The sequence below is a fragment of the Streptomyces stelliscabiei genome, from assembly GCF_014873495.1.
Classification (GTDB): domain Bacteria; phylum Actinomycetota; class Actinomycetes; order Streptomycetales; family Streptomycetaceae; genus Streptomyces; species Streptomyces bottropensis.
The window spans coordinates 1-14,240 of the sequence record NZ_JADBGF010000001.1 but is presented as its reverse complement, the minus strand read 5'-3'; the positions used below and the strand labels follow the sequence as shown (position 1 = coordinate 14,240).

Annotated in this window: 17 protein-coding genes; 10 read left to right on the top strand and 7 right to left on the bottom strand. The window is 68.6% G+C overall.

Annotated elements, in window-relative coordinates; genetic code table 11:
- Positions 1-23 precede the first annotated feature (23 nt).
- The 4 genes from H4687_RS00080 (at position 24) to H4687_RS00070 (ending at position 3,361) form a co-directional block, all read left to right on the top strand.
- Positions 24-389, top strand: coding sequence for a DUF2750 domain-containing protein (locus H4687_RS00080; RefSeq protein WP_078907551.1), 366 nt, complete (start codon positions 24-26; stop codon positions 387-389).
- Positions 390-422: 33 nt separating this feature from the next.
- The gene (locus tag H4687_RS48355; RefSeq protein WP_046914550.1) at positions 423-617 is read left to right on the top strand and encodes a DUF6417 family protein; all 195 of its coding nucleotides are present in this window, start codon (positions 423-425) and stop codon (positions 615-617) included.
- A gap of 419 nt (positions 618-1,036) precedes the next feature.
- The gene (locus H4687_RS00075) at positions 1,037-1,534 is read left to right on the top strand and encodes a lamin tail domain-containing protein (RefSeq protein ID WP_046914551.1); all 498 of its coding nucleotides are present in this window, start codon (positions 1,037-1,039) and stop codon (positions 1,532-1,534) included.
- Positions 1,535-2,281: 747 nt separating this feature from the next.
- Positions 2,282-3,361, top strand: a complete 1,080-nt coding sequence (locus H4687_RS00070; protein ID WP_192781631.1) for a response regulator — start codon at positions 2,282-2,284, stop codon at positions 3,359-3,361.
- A gap of 365 nt (positions 3,362-3,726) precedes the next feature.
- Here the strand turns inward: H4687_RS00070 and H4687_RS00065 are convergent, their stop codons facing one another.
- Entirely contained in the window at positions 3,727-4,827 is a 1,101-nt protein-coding gene (locus tag H4687_RS00065; protein WP_078907549.1) for an amidohydrolase family protein, read from the bottom strand.
- Between the two features lie 630 nt (positions 4,828-5,457).
- On the opposite strand from H4687_RS00065, the gene H4687_RS00060 reads away from it, so the two are divergent.
- The 4 genes from H4687_RS00060 (at position 5,458) to H4687_RS00045 (ending at position 7,791) form a co-directional block, all read left to right on the top strand.
- The gene (locus H4687_RS00060; protein ID WP_046914567.1) at positions 5,458-6,042 is read left to right on the top strand and encodes an ArsR/SmtB family transcription factor; all 585 of its coding nucleotides are present in this window, start codon (positions 5,458-5,460) and stop codon (positions 6,040-6,042) included.
- 14 nt (positions 6,043-6,056) lie between these two features.
- Entirely contained in the window at positions 6,057-6,245 is a 189-nt protein-coding gene (locus H4687_RS00055) for a hypothetical protein (RefSeq protein ID WP_046914552.1), read from the top strand.
- 344 nt (positions 6,246-6,589) lie between these two features.
- On the top strand, positions 6,590-6,877 hold the full coding sequence (locus tag H4687_RS00050) for a transposase (protein ID WP_046914553.1): 288 nt from the start codon (positions 6,590-6,592) through the stop codon (positions 6,875-6,877).
- Positions 6,878-6,882: 5 nt separating this feature from the next.
- Positions 6,883-7,791 carry an IS3 family transposase gene (locus H4687_RS00045; protein WP_046914554.1) on the top strand — a complete coding sequence of 303 codons (909 nt, stop codon included), beginning with the start codon at positions 6,883-6,885 and terminating at the stop codon, positions 7,789-7,791.
- 30 nt (positions 7,792-7,821) lie between these two features.
- On the opposite strand, the gene H4687_RS00040 is transcribed toward H4687_RS00045, so the two are convergent.
- Positions 7,822-8,166, bottom strand: a complete 345-nt coding sequence (locus H4687_RS00040; protein ID WP_046914555.1) for a hypothetical protein — start codon at positions 8,164-8,166, stop codon at positions 7,822-7,824.
- A gap of 112 nt (positions 8,167-8,278) precedes the next feature.
- Positions 8,279-9,532 carry a helix-turn-helix domain-containing protein gene (locus tag H4687_RS00035; RefSeq protein ID WP_046914568.1) on the bottom strand — a complete coding sequence of 418 codons (1,254 nt, stop codon included), beginning with the start codon at positions 9,530-9,532 and terminating at the stop codon, positions 8,279-8,281.
- 187 nt (positions 9,533-9,719) lie between these two features.
- Here H4687_RS00035 and H4687_RS00030 point away from each other — a divergent pair, with 187 nt between their 5' ends.
- Together H4687_RS00030 and H4687_RS00025 are read left to right on the top strand one after the other, a co-directional pair.
- Entirely contained in the window at positions 9,720-10,190 is a 471-nt protein-coding gene (locus H4687_RS00030) for a glycine-rich domain-containing protein (protein WP_046914556.1), read from the top strand.
- A 110-nt stretch (positions 10,191-10,300) separates the two neighbouring features.
- A complete protein-coding gene (locus tag H4687_RS00025) occupies positions 10,301-11,002 on the top strand; it encodes a class I SAM-dependent methyltransferase (RefSeq protein WP_046914557.1) in 702 nt (233 codons plus the stop codon).
- Positions 11,003-11,114: 112 nt separating this feature from the next.
- Here the strand turns inward: H4687_RS00025 and H4687_RS00020 are convergent, their stop codons facing one another.
- The 4 genes from H4687_RS00020 to H4687_RS00005 form a co-directional block, all read right to left on the bottom strand.
- Complete coding sequence (locus tag H4687_RS00020) at positions 11,115-11,969, bottom strand: hypothetical protein (RefSeq protein WP_046914558.1); 855 nt, start codon at positions 11,967-11,969, stop codon at positions 11,115-11,117.
- On the bottom strand, positions 11,956-12,306 hold the full coding sequence (locus tag H4687_RS00015) for a hypothetical protein (RefSeq protein ID WP_046914559.1): 351 nt from the start codon (positions 12,304-12,306) through the stop codon (positions 11,956-11,958). The genes H4687_RS00020 and H4687_RS00015 overlap by 14 nt, the downstream gene beginning before the upstream one ends.
- Positions 12,307-12,380: 74 nt before the next feature.
- On the bottom strand, positions 12,381-13,394 hold the full coding sequence (locus H4687_RS00010) for an NAD(P)H-dependent glycerol-3-phosphate dehydrogenase (RefSeq protein WP_046914560.1): 1,014 nt from the start codon (positions 13,392-13,394) through the stop codon (positions 12,381-12,383).
- On the bottom strand, positions 13,391-14,240 hold an 850-nt coding region (locus tag H4687_RS00005; RefSeq protein ID WP_225966535.1), incomplete at its 5' end, for a class I SAM-dependent methyltransferase. The genes H4687_RS00005 and H4687_RS00010, both read right to left, overlap by 4 nt.

The following is a 14,240-nucleotide window of genomic DNA, read 5'->3' as shown; positions in this document are numbered from 1 at the left end:
CGTGACGGTATAGGAGGATTCAAGTGAGCACGAGTGGGGCGCAGGCAGCGGCCTTCTTCCGCGAGATCGTTCAAACTCGTACCATTTGGTGGGTTCGGGATGATGACGGCAGTCCGACGCCGATCTCAAGTTCTGGGCGGCCCGCATTCCCCTACTGGTCATCGGAGGCCCGTGCGCAGCGCGCTGCTCGGCTATGGGGTCCTCAATTTCGTGCTGTTTCAATGCCGCTGGATCATTGGCGAAGCGCGGCTTTGCCGGACCTTGCTAAGGATGATTTTCGGGTAGGGATTAATTGGAGCGGACAGTACCTGACTGGGTGGGACTTCACTGTCGATGAAGTGGTAAATCGTCTCATTCACGCGCTTGGTGAACCACCATACGACCGGTAGATTCCGTTGTTTTGCAGCGCTCGGAAACAGCTTGTGGAAGCCCCGCCAAGATTCTTTGTGGCGGGCCCGTTGCGGGTGCCGGTGGCGTACGGGTTCTGGCTGCACCGGATGACCGGATCGGCGATGGAAGCCAACCACTTCGCCCGCGACTACGGCATCACCCACCACTCCGCTCCACACCGGGCCCCTCCCGCCTCACGGCAGACCAGCCCCTGCGAACAGCCATAAGCCGCGTTTGGCGTCCGAACCAGTTCGGCTCAGCGGTGCTGCGGGCGACGCTGGAGAGACAAGCAACTCTCAGGGCGTGCCCGGGATGGGCTGCCGGTCACGTGGCGTGGGTCCCGCAGACTAGCCATTGGCTACCAGGGGGCCCGGTGAGCCAGCACGACCATGCGGAGGTGCTTTCTGCCGTGTATGGCGTGCCGCCGCCGACTATGGGCGGCGGGGGCTGTCCCACCTTCGACATCAGCGACCGAAGGCGGACTCCTGCAACACGGGACTCGGCTTCTGCGGGCTTGAGGGGCCGGCCTCGGCACCCCGAAGGTTTCCACTCGATCGGGTGACAGAACCACCGGTGTGCAACTGCCGCAGACTCACCGCAGTCCTCCACGTACAGCACCATCCGTTCTGTTTGGAGGAGCACCATCTTGCGTAAGCGTTCCATCCTGGCCGTAGCCGTCACCGCGGGCGCTGTCGCCGCCCTGGTACCTGCCGTGTCGGCTCAGGCGGCCGAGTACAGCTCGGCGCTGAAGGTCCGCGGGGTGCAGTACGACGCACCCGGTAGGGACTCCAACAGCTGCTCCACCGGCAACACGGCCGCCGAGTACCTGACGGTGAAGAACTACTCCTCCACCGCGACCGTCAACCTCAAGGGCTACGCCGTCGAGGACGCCACCGGTAACCGCTTCACTTTCACGGGCAACCACTACCTGGAGCCCGGCGACTACGTGAAGCTGCGTGGCGGTCACGGCAGCGACTCCGACAAGTCCAACGTGGTCTACCGCGACAACTGCAACTTCCTGTGGAACAACGACCGCGACACCATCTACCTGTACAAGCCCTCCGGCAGCCGGGCAGACGTGCACTCCTACACCAAGAGCGGATCCGATGCCGACGGCGACGGATACATTCGCTACCACAACTGAACCCAGTCACAGCAGTTGAGGCTCCGAACCCAGCCCCAGGTCGTCAGGAGCTGGGAGCACGTCCCGCGTGGATGGCCCTGCGTGCGGTGGTCGGGTGAGTGAACGGGGCTTGCGTGTTCCGACAGCCCCAGCAGTCTCTTGCGCTGGTCTCCGGAGACCTGAACCGGCCCCCCGGAACCGGTTTGTGCAGCCGGTCTCCCGTGCTGCGGATATCGCCCGCTGCCCGGCGGTGCCCGGGCAGCGGCCACTTCACGGCTGTGTGACGGTGTTGCCGGAGCCGGCACCGTTGCACGGCAACATGAGGCAACGTTCTACAGGACCGGCCTCGTGACCAGTCACTCTTCCTCGCTGCGGAGACCGTGGGGTGTTGCAGCCGAACATCCGGCCGCGATTGTCCGCCGATCACGGTCTGCAACACCTTGCGGTTCCCTCATTCTGGGCTTTCCCCCGCAATCCGCTGGGGGACAAGTCCCCTTCCGTTTCGGTGGGTTGGATGATCGGAGTTCGTGGTGGACCGCTCCTTGCTGTCGTTGAGATCGGCATTGGTGTTCCTGCTCGCTGTGCTCGCCGGCGCGGCAGCAGGTGCACTCACGGCGTGGTCGGGGGAAGAAGCGCCGCGCAGTGTGCTCGCGGGTCTCGCTGTCGTGGGGATCTCCGTCCCTTTCTTCAACCGCCTCATCGCCCCTGACGGGCCCACGCACCCGCCGCTGGCTCCTGCTGGAACCAGTGCCGGTGAGGAGGGAAGCGATGGCTGAGCTGCGGCCTCTGGGGGAGGACCTCAACGACGCCTCACGCGCGCTGGCCCTGGCCCTGCGGGAGTTGTTCGAGGGCCTGCAGGTGTCCGTCCGACGGTATGCCGCGCGCCGTCGAATCGACCCGGGTACCGTTTCGCGCTATCTCAACGGCACCCGGTTACCGCCGTGGCAGATGATCAACGACCTGTTCGCGGACGTTGCCGAGCACCGGGGGAGCGCAGTCACCACCGAGGCAATCGAACTCGTTCGAGGCCTGTACGGACTGGCTGTGGACGCCGCATCCTCGCCCAGACACGCCGTGCAGATCCTCGAGCAGCAACTCGCCGACGCCGACCATGTCTCCCGGCGGTCAAGCATCCGCGGCGACGTCCTGGGCGACGCGCTGCTGGACAGGACTCAGCGCATCGCCGACCTCGAGACACGGCTCAACCAGCTCGAGGCCGACCGCATCACGGAGCAGAAGCGGGCAGACAAATTCGCGGCGGCACACCCGGATATCTCGGGTCTCATCGCCGAGCGTGACGAGCTCCAGCAGGAAGTCGAACGCCTGCGGACGGACCTCAACAAGGCCCAGGCTCAGCGTGCCGCGGCGGAAGACCGTTGCGATCTGCTCGAACGCCAGCTCGACGCCGTCGAGCAGGCTGCTCCGGCGGCTGCACTGCCCGCGACGCCACAGGGCATGCCCAAGATCCTCGTCGTCGACGACCAGCCGGACAACCTGCTCGCGATGACCGCGGTCCTGTCCACACTCGACCAGGAACTCATCACCGTCTCCTCCGGCCGGGAAGCCCTCAAGGCTCTGCTGGACCACGACGACTTCGCGGTCATCATCATGGACGTGCAGATGCCGGAGATGGACGGCTACGAGACCTGCGCCCACATCAAACGCCGCCCCCGCACCCGCGACGTCCCGATCATCTTCCTGACCGCAATGGGCGTCGACGCGGAGCACTCGGCCCGCGGCTACGCCGCTGGCGCCGTCGATTACATCAGCAAGCCCTTCGACCCATGGGCCCTGCGTGCCAAGGTCGCCGTGTTCACCTCCATCTACCTGGAACGGTACGCGCAGTAGCCCAGGGCTGGCTGATCACCGGCACCTGGTGATGAACCCCGGCGGTTTGCCTGCCAACGGCGAGCCCCGGGTCAGGGGCCGGTGGTGGCGACGCGAGCGCCGAGACGGTCTTCCCGGTTGGGTGCAGGCTTGGAGCAACTCCATTGGCTGATGAGGACGTTGACGACGAGTAGCCCTCAAGGCGTTGCACCTCAATGAGATCCGTGGCGCAGGCGTCGTTTCAGCCCGAGCTCGCTGTGGTGGGGTGGGTGTTGATCCAGGAGAGGCCGCCGAGGTTCGGCGTGGATGTCCGTTGGTCTGGTCGTGGGAAAGCATTGAGCCGTTGGTGCCCGAGCCGGGTCTGCAGCTTGGGGGAGGCCGACAAGCTAGGCGCGTCTCAGTGTGGGCATGAGGCGGAGCGCGTTGTCGCGGTTGATGCCGCGACGTTGGCGGTTGGTGAAAGCGGGGTCGGTCTCGATGGCGGGCACCGTGAAGTCGGTGATGATGTCGGCGGAGGCGGCTGGCCAGTCGGTGCCGAAGAGGATCCGGTCGGCACCGGCGGTGGCCACCAGAGTGCCCGAGGGTGCCAGCGGGCCCGCCGTGTCGTAGTAGAAGCGGTGGAGGTAGTCCTGTACGCGGGCAGCATCCAGGGGTGGGGTGCAGAAGGCGCCGAAGGCCTTCATGCGGGTGGTGATCTGAGGGAGGAATCCGCCGGCGTGTGGCAGGACGACTGACAGGTGCGGGTAGCGGTCGAGTGTCCTGGTGCGGATCAGGTTCACGGCGGCGCGCGTGGTGTCCAGCAGGAAATCGCACATGAAGTTCGGGATTCCGGGGACGGTGGGCACGCCGGGTGGTCCGCTCGGGAGGTCGAGCGGGTGGGTGATGAGGACTGCGGCGCGTTCGTCGAGTTCTGCGAGGAAGCGGTCGTACGAGGGATCGCCGAGGTAGATGCCGTTGTAGTTGGCTTTCACGCTGACTCCAACCGCACCGAGCTCGTCGAAGGCGCGTTGGAGAGCCCACGTGGTCACTTCGGGATGGTCCAGCACAGCGGGGCTGAGGACGGCGAAACGGCCCGGGTGCAGGGCCACCAAGTCGGCCAGCGCCTCAAAGACGACGGTGAGGCCTTCCCTGGCCTGCGCCGCGGAGCGGTACCGGTCCTGCATGGTCGGGTTGAGGACCGCGGTTGCGATGCCCACTCGGTCCATCATCGCCAGCGTGGAGTTCAGATCCCAACGCGCCCACCACGGCAGCTCCTGCCGCCGCACTAGGCCCTCCCGCTCGGCCCAGTCGACCCATGCCGGAGCGGTGAAATGGTGGTGGACGTCAATCCTTGCCCGGCCGGCGTCAGTACCGCTCTCCGAGCCTCGCAGCACAGCTTCCTCCCCGGCCAGAGCGCTGGCCCCGCCAGTTGCGGCGACGGCGGTCGCCACCGCCCCACCGGTGATCAGCAGACTGCGCCGACTCATGGCCTGGGTCGATTCCGACATCCGTGTATCCCATCCGTAGCGCCATCCGGCTTGTCACACCACGATGGCCCGGCGACAGGCCCTTGATCAGCGCGGCATGCCCTGTTCAAGGCCGGTTACCTCGGACGGACGCGGTCCAAGAGGCAGGACCCTCGCCAGTTCTCGCCGCCGTCCGGTTTCAGGACGGACACCCCGCGCGGACCGCCGATGGGGGAGCCCCGGCATGCCATGCGAGTGCCATCCTCTACACAAAGCTGATCGCCTCCCTTCCGAGCCTCATCGGGGAAGAGCAGTACCAACGTCTGTCCTCCGACGACCCGCACTGTGATCTCCTCGTGGACCTGACCGACTGGTAGAGCACCCGAACCGCGCCTGGCTGGAGACGTCTCCTGCCAGGCGCAGCCGTGTGCAGCCAGGCGCTCCTTCGTCCAGGGCATCAGCAGGCGCGAGGCCTCGTCCCCTCGATCCCGAAATCCGCCGTCCCCATAGCCAATCAGGAGGATTCAGAATAGAGATCACATATCTATCAAAACGCCCCATAGGCTGAAAATCTGGTGACTGCGACGCCACCCTGTAGGGCGGAGCCATTCCAAAGAATCCGATGCAAAGATTGCATTGCAAGCACTTCTTTGCATCGCTATCTTTGTGGGCATGAACGAGCCCCAGGACTCGCACGTCCGCAATCTCGATGCCCGGTCCCTGCGCGGGCTCGCACACCCACTGCGCATGCAACTGCTGGACGCCCTGCGCTTCGGTGGCCCCGCCACCGCGTCCCAACTCGCCGAAAAGCTGGGCGAGTCAAGCGGTGCAACCAGCTACCACCTGCGGCAGCTCGCCGTTCACGGCTTCATTGAGGACGCCCCCGAGCACGGCAAGGGCCGGGAGCGGTGGTGGAAGGCGGTCCACAAGGGCCTGCGCTTCGACGACGCGCTGCTCACGGACACCACTCCGGACGTGCGCGGGGCCGCCGACATGTATCTCCACGAGGTCGCCACCACCCAGACCCGGGACCTGTCGACCTGGCTCGGCAACCGTCAGACATGGCCAGAGGAATGGAACCGGACCTGGGACATGAGCAGCGCGACACTGCGGCTGACGCCCGAACTGACCCAGGAACTTGTCGAGAAGATGCACGCGCTCGTTGACACCTTCCGTGACCGGGCCGCCGGCGAGGACGACGCCAACACCGCCCAGGTACGCATCCACACGCACGCGTTTCCCCTCACCACGGAGTGAAAGGCCACAGTCCGATGCGTCCCGAGATGCACCTTGCCCTGCACCATGTCCGCGCCGCTGAACTCCGTGCCGAAGCTGACGCGTACCGTCTCGCCGCAGCGGCCCGGCGCTCCCAGGACCTCCGTACCCGTCTCGGCTGGGCCCTCGTAGAAGTCGGCCTGCGGCTGGCTGCCACCCCCAAGGCGGCAGCCGCCGTTCCGTAGTGCCGTTCGCGACCGCCGTTCCCGTTGGGAAACATGAGCGCGAGGATGGGGAATCGGCTGACGCCGAACCCACTTGAGGTGGGGAATTACATGACCGTCGACAGGGGGTTCGTCTCCGGGCCTTGGCCCAGGTCGTGGACCATCTCGTCATCATTGGGAAGACAGGCACCATCGACGGCACCGAGATTCGGGTCCGGCGGCTGGCCGCCGGACGTAAGGACCCCGCGAACAATCCATCTCCGGCGAACAAGCAGAATGAGGCTCCCCCTGCCGGCCGGACAGCTTGATACTGGGACGGATGATCCCGGAGGAAGCAGTCACAGGTAGTGAGTAGCAAGAGCAACATGAGTAAGCGGTACACGGCCGAGTTCAAGCGGGACGCGGTCGCCTTGGCGTTGTCGTCGGAGAAGACGGTCACCGAGGTCGCGAGGGATCTGGGCGTGAGTCCCGAAGGGCTGCGCGGGTGGGTGAAGCAGGCGCAGGTCGACCGCGGTGAGGGACCCGCCGGGGCTTTGACCACTGCGGAGCGTGAGGAGTTGGTCCGGCTGCGGCGGAAGGTTCGCGAGCAGGAGGCCACGATCGAGGTTCTGGGAAAAGCGACCGCCTTCTTCGCGCAGGACAAGATGAGGTAGACACCGTGGAACGGTGTCGTTTCATCGATGCGGAGAAGGCATCGGAGGGTAATTCTGCAGGTCACAGCGTTGTGTTTCTGTGCCGTGTGCTGGGAGTGCCCCGTTCCACCTACTACGCGCACAGGGCGTCACGGCCGGCCCGGACGGTGCGGGAGCGGGCCGAGGAGGTGCTGGTGGGCGAGATCCGGGTGCTTCACGCCGGATCTCGCGGTGCCTACGGAGTCCCGCGGATCCACGCCGCCCTGCGGCGGGCCGGGCGGGTGGTGAACTCCAAGAAGATCGAACGGCTGATGCGCAAGCACCGGATCGTCGGGATCACCCGCCGTCGGCGGCGGGGCCTGACCCGGCAGGCGAAGCGGGCGGTGTTCGCGCTCGACCTGATCGGCCGGGACTTCACCGCGCCCCGGCCAGGGATGCGGCTCGTCGGTGACATGACTGAACTCAGCACGCTGGAAGGGAAGTTGTATCTGGCGACTTGTATCGATCTCGCGACGCGGGAGGTGGTCGGCTGGGCGATGGCCGACCACCATCGCGCAGAGCTGCCGGTCGCCGCCTTGCGGATGGCGGCGGGGCGTGGCGGCCTGGAGCAGGGTTGCGTCATGCATACGGATCGCGGCAGCGAGTACACGAGTGACGAATTCCGCAGCGAAATACGCAAGTTGCACATGAGGCAGTCGATGGGGCGCGTCGGCTCTTGTTACGATAATGCCGCCGCGGAAAGCTGGTTCGCCATCCTGAAAGCAGAGATCGGGACGACCATGTGGGAGACCCGCGAGGCCGCCCGGGCCGACGTTTTCCGCTACGTCGAGGTCGAGTACAACCGCAGCCGGCTCCGTCGACACCCCGACTACGGGTACGTCACCCCGCTCGAAACGAGATCCTTGCTCAGGCAGAGCCTCGTCCCGGCAGCGTAAACACCCGCTGTCCAGTTCGCGGGGGGAACTTCAGATGGAGCGCACGGTCCGCGGCCTTCCCGGGCGCTTGGGCCGGGAGCGCGCATCGTGGCGGCGTGCGACCAGATCACGGTGCCAGCGCAGCACGGTGTCCGGACGCACCACCAGCCGTATCCTGCGCAGCACCTGCGAGGGCAGGCAGTGCAGCAACGCCGCCAGGAACGCGCGACCGTTCGGGGAGAACCGAACCTTCCCGCCACCGAGTTGGCGCTCCAGCACCGTGATCTGATGCCGGAGGGCGAGAATCTCCGTGTCCTTGTCCCGGTCGCTCATGGGCAGCAGGCGCAGCACGGCGAACGTGTTCGTCACGGTCAGGTAAGCCAGTCGCAGCAGCACGACCAGCCATCATGCCGAGGTGATCGCCAGTCCCGCGAGAGCACCGATTCCAGCGTCCGTGCTCGAGAACCCGCGCATCCCGCACACCGGCTCCCACCTCGGCGGATGAGGTTTACGGCAAGGGCAACCGCCGGTCGGCGAGCTCGGTGACGATGCGGCGGATCGCGGGCCGGTCGCGGACTTCGCCGGGGCTGGCCCTATAGGCGTCCAGCAGCGCGCGGGCGGTCTGCTCGGGCCGCTGCCAGGCCCACCAGGCGCGCGCCATGTCGGTGCCCAGGCGGGCCTTGCGCTCGGCGGTCGGGAACTGCTCGGGCCGCAGGTTCTTCCCGGCGTCCAGGGCGGCGCCGGCGTCACCGAGGGCCCAGTGCACGCCGACCGCGTACAGGTCGACGGCGGCCGGGCTGATGGCGAACAGCCGGCCGGGCGGAGCGGCCTGGGGCAGTCGGCTGGCGGCGCAGCGGGCCTCCTCGGTCATCGCCAGGGCCTGGTTACGCTGCCCGGCCCGAGCGGCGGTGTAGGCCAGGGTGCACAGCATCTGTGCGTAGGCGGCGGCCGTGGCGTCGGTGCGCAGCCCGCTCGCCTCGAGGTCGTCGGTTGCCGAGGACATCAGGCGCTGAGCGGCGCCGTGCTGGTCCTGGTGGCGCAGCACGATGGCCAACTCCCGTGCTGCGGCCGCGGCTGCGAGCGGGGAGCCGGAGATCTCGGCCCAGGTACGGGCACGGTCCGCGGTGAGCCGGGCGCGGTCGTAGGAGCCGAGCTTGATGAGCACGGCGGAGGCGAGGCTGTACACGGCGGACAGCCGGGCCTGGTCGAGACTGCGGCGGGAGACGGCGCCCTGATGCGCGTCGGCGATGAGGCCGGGCAGGGCGACCAGGAGCCGTGCGTGCGCGCCGCGGTCGTACAGTGCGCGGGCGCCCGCCAGACGACCGTCCAGCGGCCCGGCACCGGACGGGGCGGGGGTGCTGGCCAGAGCGTCGTCCAGGCCCGTCAGCAGGGCGGCGGGGCCTGCGGCCGCTGTGGCGGCAAGCAGCGTACGGCGGCGCATGGGGTCCTCCTCGGCGTCACGCTGACTGGCAGTCACTCTAGTGGCCGTCGTTACCGTAGCGGGCGGTGGCGCGAGGGATGTCATGAGGACGTGTGCGGGCACGCCGACTTCCCGTGCGGCACGGTGCACCAGGGCCAGGTCAGTGATCCGGGTGCGGCGCTCCAGACGGGAGACGGTCGCGGCCGAGCAGCCGATCCGGTCAGCAAGCACGGTCAGCGTCCAGCAGTGGTGCTGGCGTCCGAGCCGGATGAGCGCGCCGGGGCGCCGCTGCGCGGCTAACTGCCGTGCTGTCGTGCTGTTCCAGAGCGGGTCAACGGGCACGCGTCCCTCCCACACCGCACAGACAGGGGGCCTCCACGCTACGGACGCTGGCCGGGCGCGTCGAGGCCGCTTGCACGACGTGCAAACGCCTTGCACAGATGGAGAGTTGATCACCGCGAGGCCGGTCGGCGCGGTGTGCTCGGTGCACCGCCCCGCGCCGCGGGGCACCGTCCATCGGAGGCACCCCATGGCAGCCACCGCCGCTGTTGCATCCCCTTGGGCCGCAGACCCGGCGACCGGCCCGGTCCGCTACGCACGCAACGTCGTGCCGGCCGACCTGTGGGAGAAGCAGGTCGGGCTCCTCATCCGGGACTACCCCTACGACTCGGTCATGGCCGCCCGGGTCCTCGGTCAGGGCTACGCCTACCTGCTGACCGCGATGAACCACCGGGGCGAGCGGCTGGGGCTGGCGCCCAGCAAGCTCGTCGACATCGGCGTCCACACGGTCATCCTGGACACGGTCGCGTACGCCGAGCTGTGCGAGAAGTTCAACGGCGGACAGTTCTTGCACCACGTGCCCAAGGTGGACATGAAGAACGACGGCTCCGTGATCAAGACGGCCCACATCGTCGCCGCCGACGGCTGGGAGGTCGACCTGCCGTTGTGGACGGACGCCGCCGACTGCGGCCCGTGCCACCCCGGCAGCGACTCGCACTGATCACGCCGCAGCTACGAGCGCCTCGGGCCCCGGCCGCACGGCTGGGGCCCGACGGCACGCCCGGGTGAGATTTCGGCGAACCGGCCCACGGCCCGGTTGAGGCCGCCAGGATGGTCCGGGTGACCACCAGCACCGCAGACCTCTGGCACCACTACGGCCGCGCCCGCGCCACCAGTGACCGCGCCGTTCCCGGCACCTTCTACTGGAGTTGGGGCCAGGACGCCGGGCCCGGTCCCGAGGTCCTCGGGGAGCTGACCGGCCGCTGTGTGGGCGACCTCGGCGCCGGCACATCCCGGCATGCAGCGCACCTGGCCGTCCATCACCAGCCGGCCCGGATCGTCGCCGTCGACGCCTCGCCCGCCCAGCACGCCATGGCAGCCGACCTCTATACCCACCTCGCTCCGCGCCTGCGCATCGTGCAGTCCGACGCGGTGCCCCACCTGCAGGCGATGACGTGCGCGTACGACGTGTTGTACAGCGTCTTCGGCGCCGTGGACTTCACCGACCCGCGCGAGCTGCTGCCTGCGGCGGCCGCCGCCCTCAAGCCGGGCGGACGACTGGTGTTCGCAACCCTCGCCCACTACCTGAACAGGGCACCTGCCCAGCCCGATGCCACGGCCGCCGACATTCCGGCAAAGACACCGGACGGCCGAACCACCACAATGCGCCGCTGGGTCCTCCAGGAGCACGTGTGGACCAAGCTGCTCGACGAGGCCGGATTTACCGACATCACTGTTGACGTGCTGCCCACCGCCACCGGCGGGCCTCGCACCGCCGACACCCTGCTGGTGAGCGCGTACCACCCGTCTTAAGGGCGGGGCTGTCTATGAGCGGCCGAAGCCGGCTGGGGCCCGGATGCAGTCGTGCCCCGCCGGTTTCCCGTGAGGGGTCTGGCGGGGCACGACTGATCTTGTCGGCGAGAGATCAGGGGGCGAAGGCTGTGTAGGTGCCGGCGGTGAGGCCGGAGAAGGTGATGAGTTGGCGGGGTTTGAGGCAGGTGAAGGCGGCGTGCATCGTGATGCCGGTGGCGATGGCGTAGGGCGTGGTCTGTTCGATGAGCAGGGCGGGTGGCAGGGTGATTTCCGCGGTGATGACGGTCGTGGCCACCAGGCGCCACAGGCGGACGTCCCGGCTGGTGAGGTTGCCCATGTGGCGGCGGACGGGGGCGGGGATGGCGTGCTGGCCCCGGTAGGGAAGCCGGTCTTTGACCTGGGTGTAGGTGTGGACCCATTGGGCCAGGTAGAGGCCGGTGCGGAACTGTGGGGAGGTGAGTTTGTGCCAGGCGCTGTTCCAGTAGACGTCGGTGGTGATCAGCACGAGGAGACACAGTGCCCAGGTGTTGGCCGTGCTGGAGCCGTGCTCGATCCCTGGTCCGTGGCCGAGGTCGCCGGCGACGAGGAGGCAGCCGCCGGTGAGCAGGGTGTAGCGCACGGCGTTGGGGCTCTTGAGGTAGCACAGCTCCATCGCGGCACCGGCCAGGACCATCACGAGCGCCGCCCGGGGCGCCAGACCCGCCGCGAAGGCGGCGGCCGCCATCGTGCGGGCGATCAGCACGGGCCGGTAGGCGCCGCTCAGGAGCCGGGCCCGTACGGGGCCGAAGCGCTGCTCGGCGGTGTGGGTGCTGAGTGAGCCGGGGGCGAACCGGTCCCATCCGCCCTGGCCGAAGGAGAGGGCGAACCGCAGGGTGCAGACGGTGCCGTAGAGGATGCGGAACAGGTGGAGCCGTCCGGGATCGGTGGGGTGCTGGAACCCGGAGGCGAGGGCGTCAACGAACCACACTGTCAATCACCTCGATCGGCTGCTCGCCCTGCGTGGAGAGGACTCGTCCGCGGCCGTCGATCCGGTCGTACCCGCCGGGGCGGGTCAGGTGGGTGATGATCGTCTGGAGCCGTTCGGGGCTGAGGAGGAAGCTGCCTGGGGAGAGGTAGCGGTAGGGGTTCACCGGTTCGGTGTGGCCGTTCTTGGTGCCGTCGAGGGTGATGATCGTGAAGCGGGCGCGGCAGAACATTTTCCAGCGCAGCCACCTGCCGGGCAGGCTCGTGAACCCGGTGAGCATCCAGCCCACGAGGCCGGCGGTGACGGCGAGTTGGACAGCGGACAGCACAGATGCGTGCATGGGAAAGGGGCCTCCGTGATGGGGAGGGTGACGTGGTGAGGGGCGCCGCCGCGAGTGTGGCGGGGCGCCGGGGGTCAGTGCTCGGGCTTGGGGGGCCGCTGCATGAGTGCGGCGGCGGCCTCATCGAGCGTGACCTTCTCGTGCAGGAGTGCGGAGACGATGTCCGTGATCGGCATCTCGACGCCGTGGGCGCGGGCGAGTTCGAGGACGGCCCCTGCGGACTTGACGCCTTCGGTGGTCTGCCGGGTGGCGGCTGTGGCCTCCTCGACGCTCATGCCCTGGCCCAGGTGGGTGCCGAAGGTGCGGTTGCGTGAACGCGGTGAGGAACACGTGGCGACGAGGTCGCCGAGTCCGGCCAGGCCTGCGAGGGTGACCGGGCTGGCGCCCATGGCCACGGCCAGGCGGGTGGTCTCCGCGAGTCCGCGGGTGATGAGCATGGCGGTGGCGTTGTGGCCCATGCCCATGCCGGTGGCGATGCCCACGGCGAGCGCGATGACGTTCTTGACCGCACCGCCCATCTCGCAGCCGACGACGTCGCTGCTGGTGTAGGGCCGGAAGTACGGGGTGAGGCAGGCCGTCTGGACGCGTCGGGCGACATGGTCGTCCGGGCAGGCGACGGTGGCGGCTGCCGGCTGCCCTTGCATGATCTCGCCTGCCAGGTTCGGCCCGGACAGCACCGCGATCCGCTCCGCGCCGATGCCGGTCACCTCGGCGATGATCTGACTGGCGCGCTTTCCGCTTGCGGTCTCGATGCCCTTCATCAGCGACACGACCACGGTGTCCGCTGCGATGAGCGGTGCCCACGCGGTCAGGTTCTCGCGCAGAGCCTGGGCCGGGATGGACAGGATAAGGAAGTCCGCGCCGTCCAGGGCGGCCGCCGGCTCGGTCGTGGCCGTGAGCAGAGCGGGAAGCTCGGTCTCGGGGAAGTAGGCCGGGTTGCGGTGGGCGGTGTTGATCGCGTCGGCGATCTCGGGGCGGCGGGCGTGTACGGTGACCCGGCTGCCGGCGTCCGCCATGATTTTGGCGACGGCCGTGCCCCAGGACCCGGCCGAGAACACCGCCGCGCGGCTGTGCTTGCGCTGGCTCACTGCGGGGTCCTCTCGCTGGTCACAGTGCCCTCCGCCAGGCGGCCGGGCTCGGGCATCCTATCGGCCTCCTCGTCCTCTGCGTGTGGCGTCGGGGGGCGTCGCAGGGTCAGCAGTACCGCGCGGCGGCCGTTCAGGGCGGGCAGCATCCGGCGCGCCTCGTGGAGCATGAACCGTGCCTGGTCGCCGAGTTCGCGGTGCAGGTCGTCGGCGTGCGCGAGCCACAGTTGGTAGAGCCGCTCCCACATGGGCGGTTCGCCGGGGCGTTCGTCGATGTGCTCCACGGTGAGGCCGGCCGCATGGGCCTGCTCCTCCCAGGCGGGTTCGGCGCCCGGGCGCAGGGACCGGGTGAGGGTGAGGCGGCCGCCGGGCGCGAGGATGCGGCCCAGCTCGCGGACCGCCTTGCCGCGGTCCTGGGTGAAGCTGAGGGCGTCGATGCAGATGATGCCGTGGGCGTGACGGTCGGGCAGGCCGGTTGCGTCGATTGAGGCGACGTGGAAGGCGGCGCGGTCGGCGGGCACGAACCGGCTGCGGCGCTTGGTCGCGCGGGCGAGGGCGACGGGTGAGATGTCGATGCCGTCCAGGCGGGCGTTCAGGGCGCGGGCCAGCCACAGCCCGATCCCGCCGGTGCCGCATCCCGCGTCCACGAGCGTCTGCCCGGGGCGCATCCGCAGCCGGGTCGTCATCAGCCCGAGCAGGGGCCAGTCACACGAGCTGGAGGCGTTGACTTCGTGCGGGTAGTCCTCGCCCATCGCCGCCTCGTACAGGCGGGCGACGAGATCGGTGCGGGCCCGCGCGGCGTGGAAGGCGTCGAAGTGGTCCGCGGGGTCTTCGGTGGGCGGCAGGGGT

Bases quoted from the DNA above. Each gene is read 5' to 3' on its own strand.
- H4687_RS00065 (WP_078907549.1), bottom strand. From the start codon at position 4,827: ATGTCGGAATCGACCCAGGCCATGAGTCGGCGCAGTCTGCTGATCACC.
- H4687_RS00070 (WP_192781631.1), top strand. From the start codon at position 2,282: ATGGCTGAGCTGCGGCCTCTGGGGGAGGACCTCAACGACGCCTCACGC.
- H4687_RS00050 (WP_046914553.1), top strand. From the start codon at position 6,590: ATGAGTAAGCGGTACACGGCCGAGTTCAAGCGGGACGCGGTCGCCTTG.
- H4687_RS00015 (WP_046914559.1), bottom strand. From the start codon at position 12,306: ATGCACGCATCTGTGCTGTCCGCTGTCCAACTCGCCGTCACCGCCGGC.
- H4687_RS00025 (WP_046914557.1), top strand. From the start codon at position 10,301: ATGGTCCGGGTGACCACCAGCACCGCAGACCTCTGGCACCACTACGGC.
- H4687_RS00030 (WP_046914556.1), top strand. From the start codon at position 9,720: ATGGCAGCCACCGCCGCTGTTGCATCCCCTTGGGCCGCAGACCCGGCG.
- H4687_RS00060 (WP_046914567.1), top strand. From the start codon at position 5,458: ATGAACGAGCCCCAGGACTCGCACGTCCGCAATCTCGATGCCCGGTCC.
- H4687_RS00055 (WP_046914552.1), top strand. From the start codon at position 6,057: ATGCGTCCCGAGATGCACCTTGCCCTGCACCATGTCCGCGCCGCTGAA.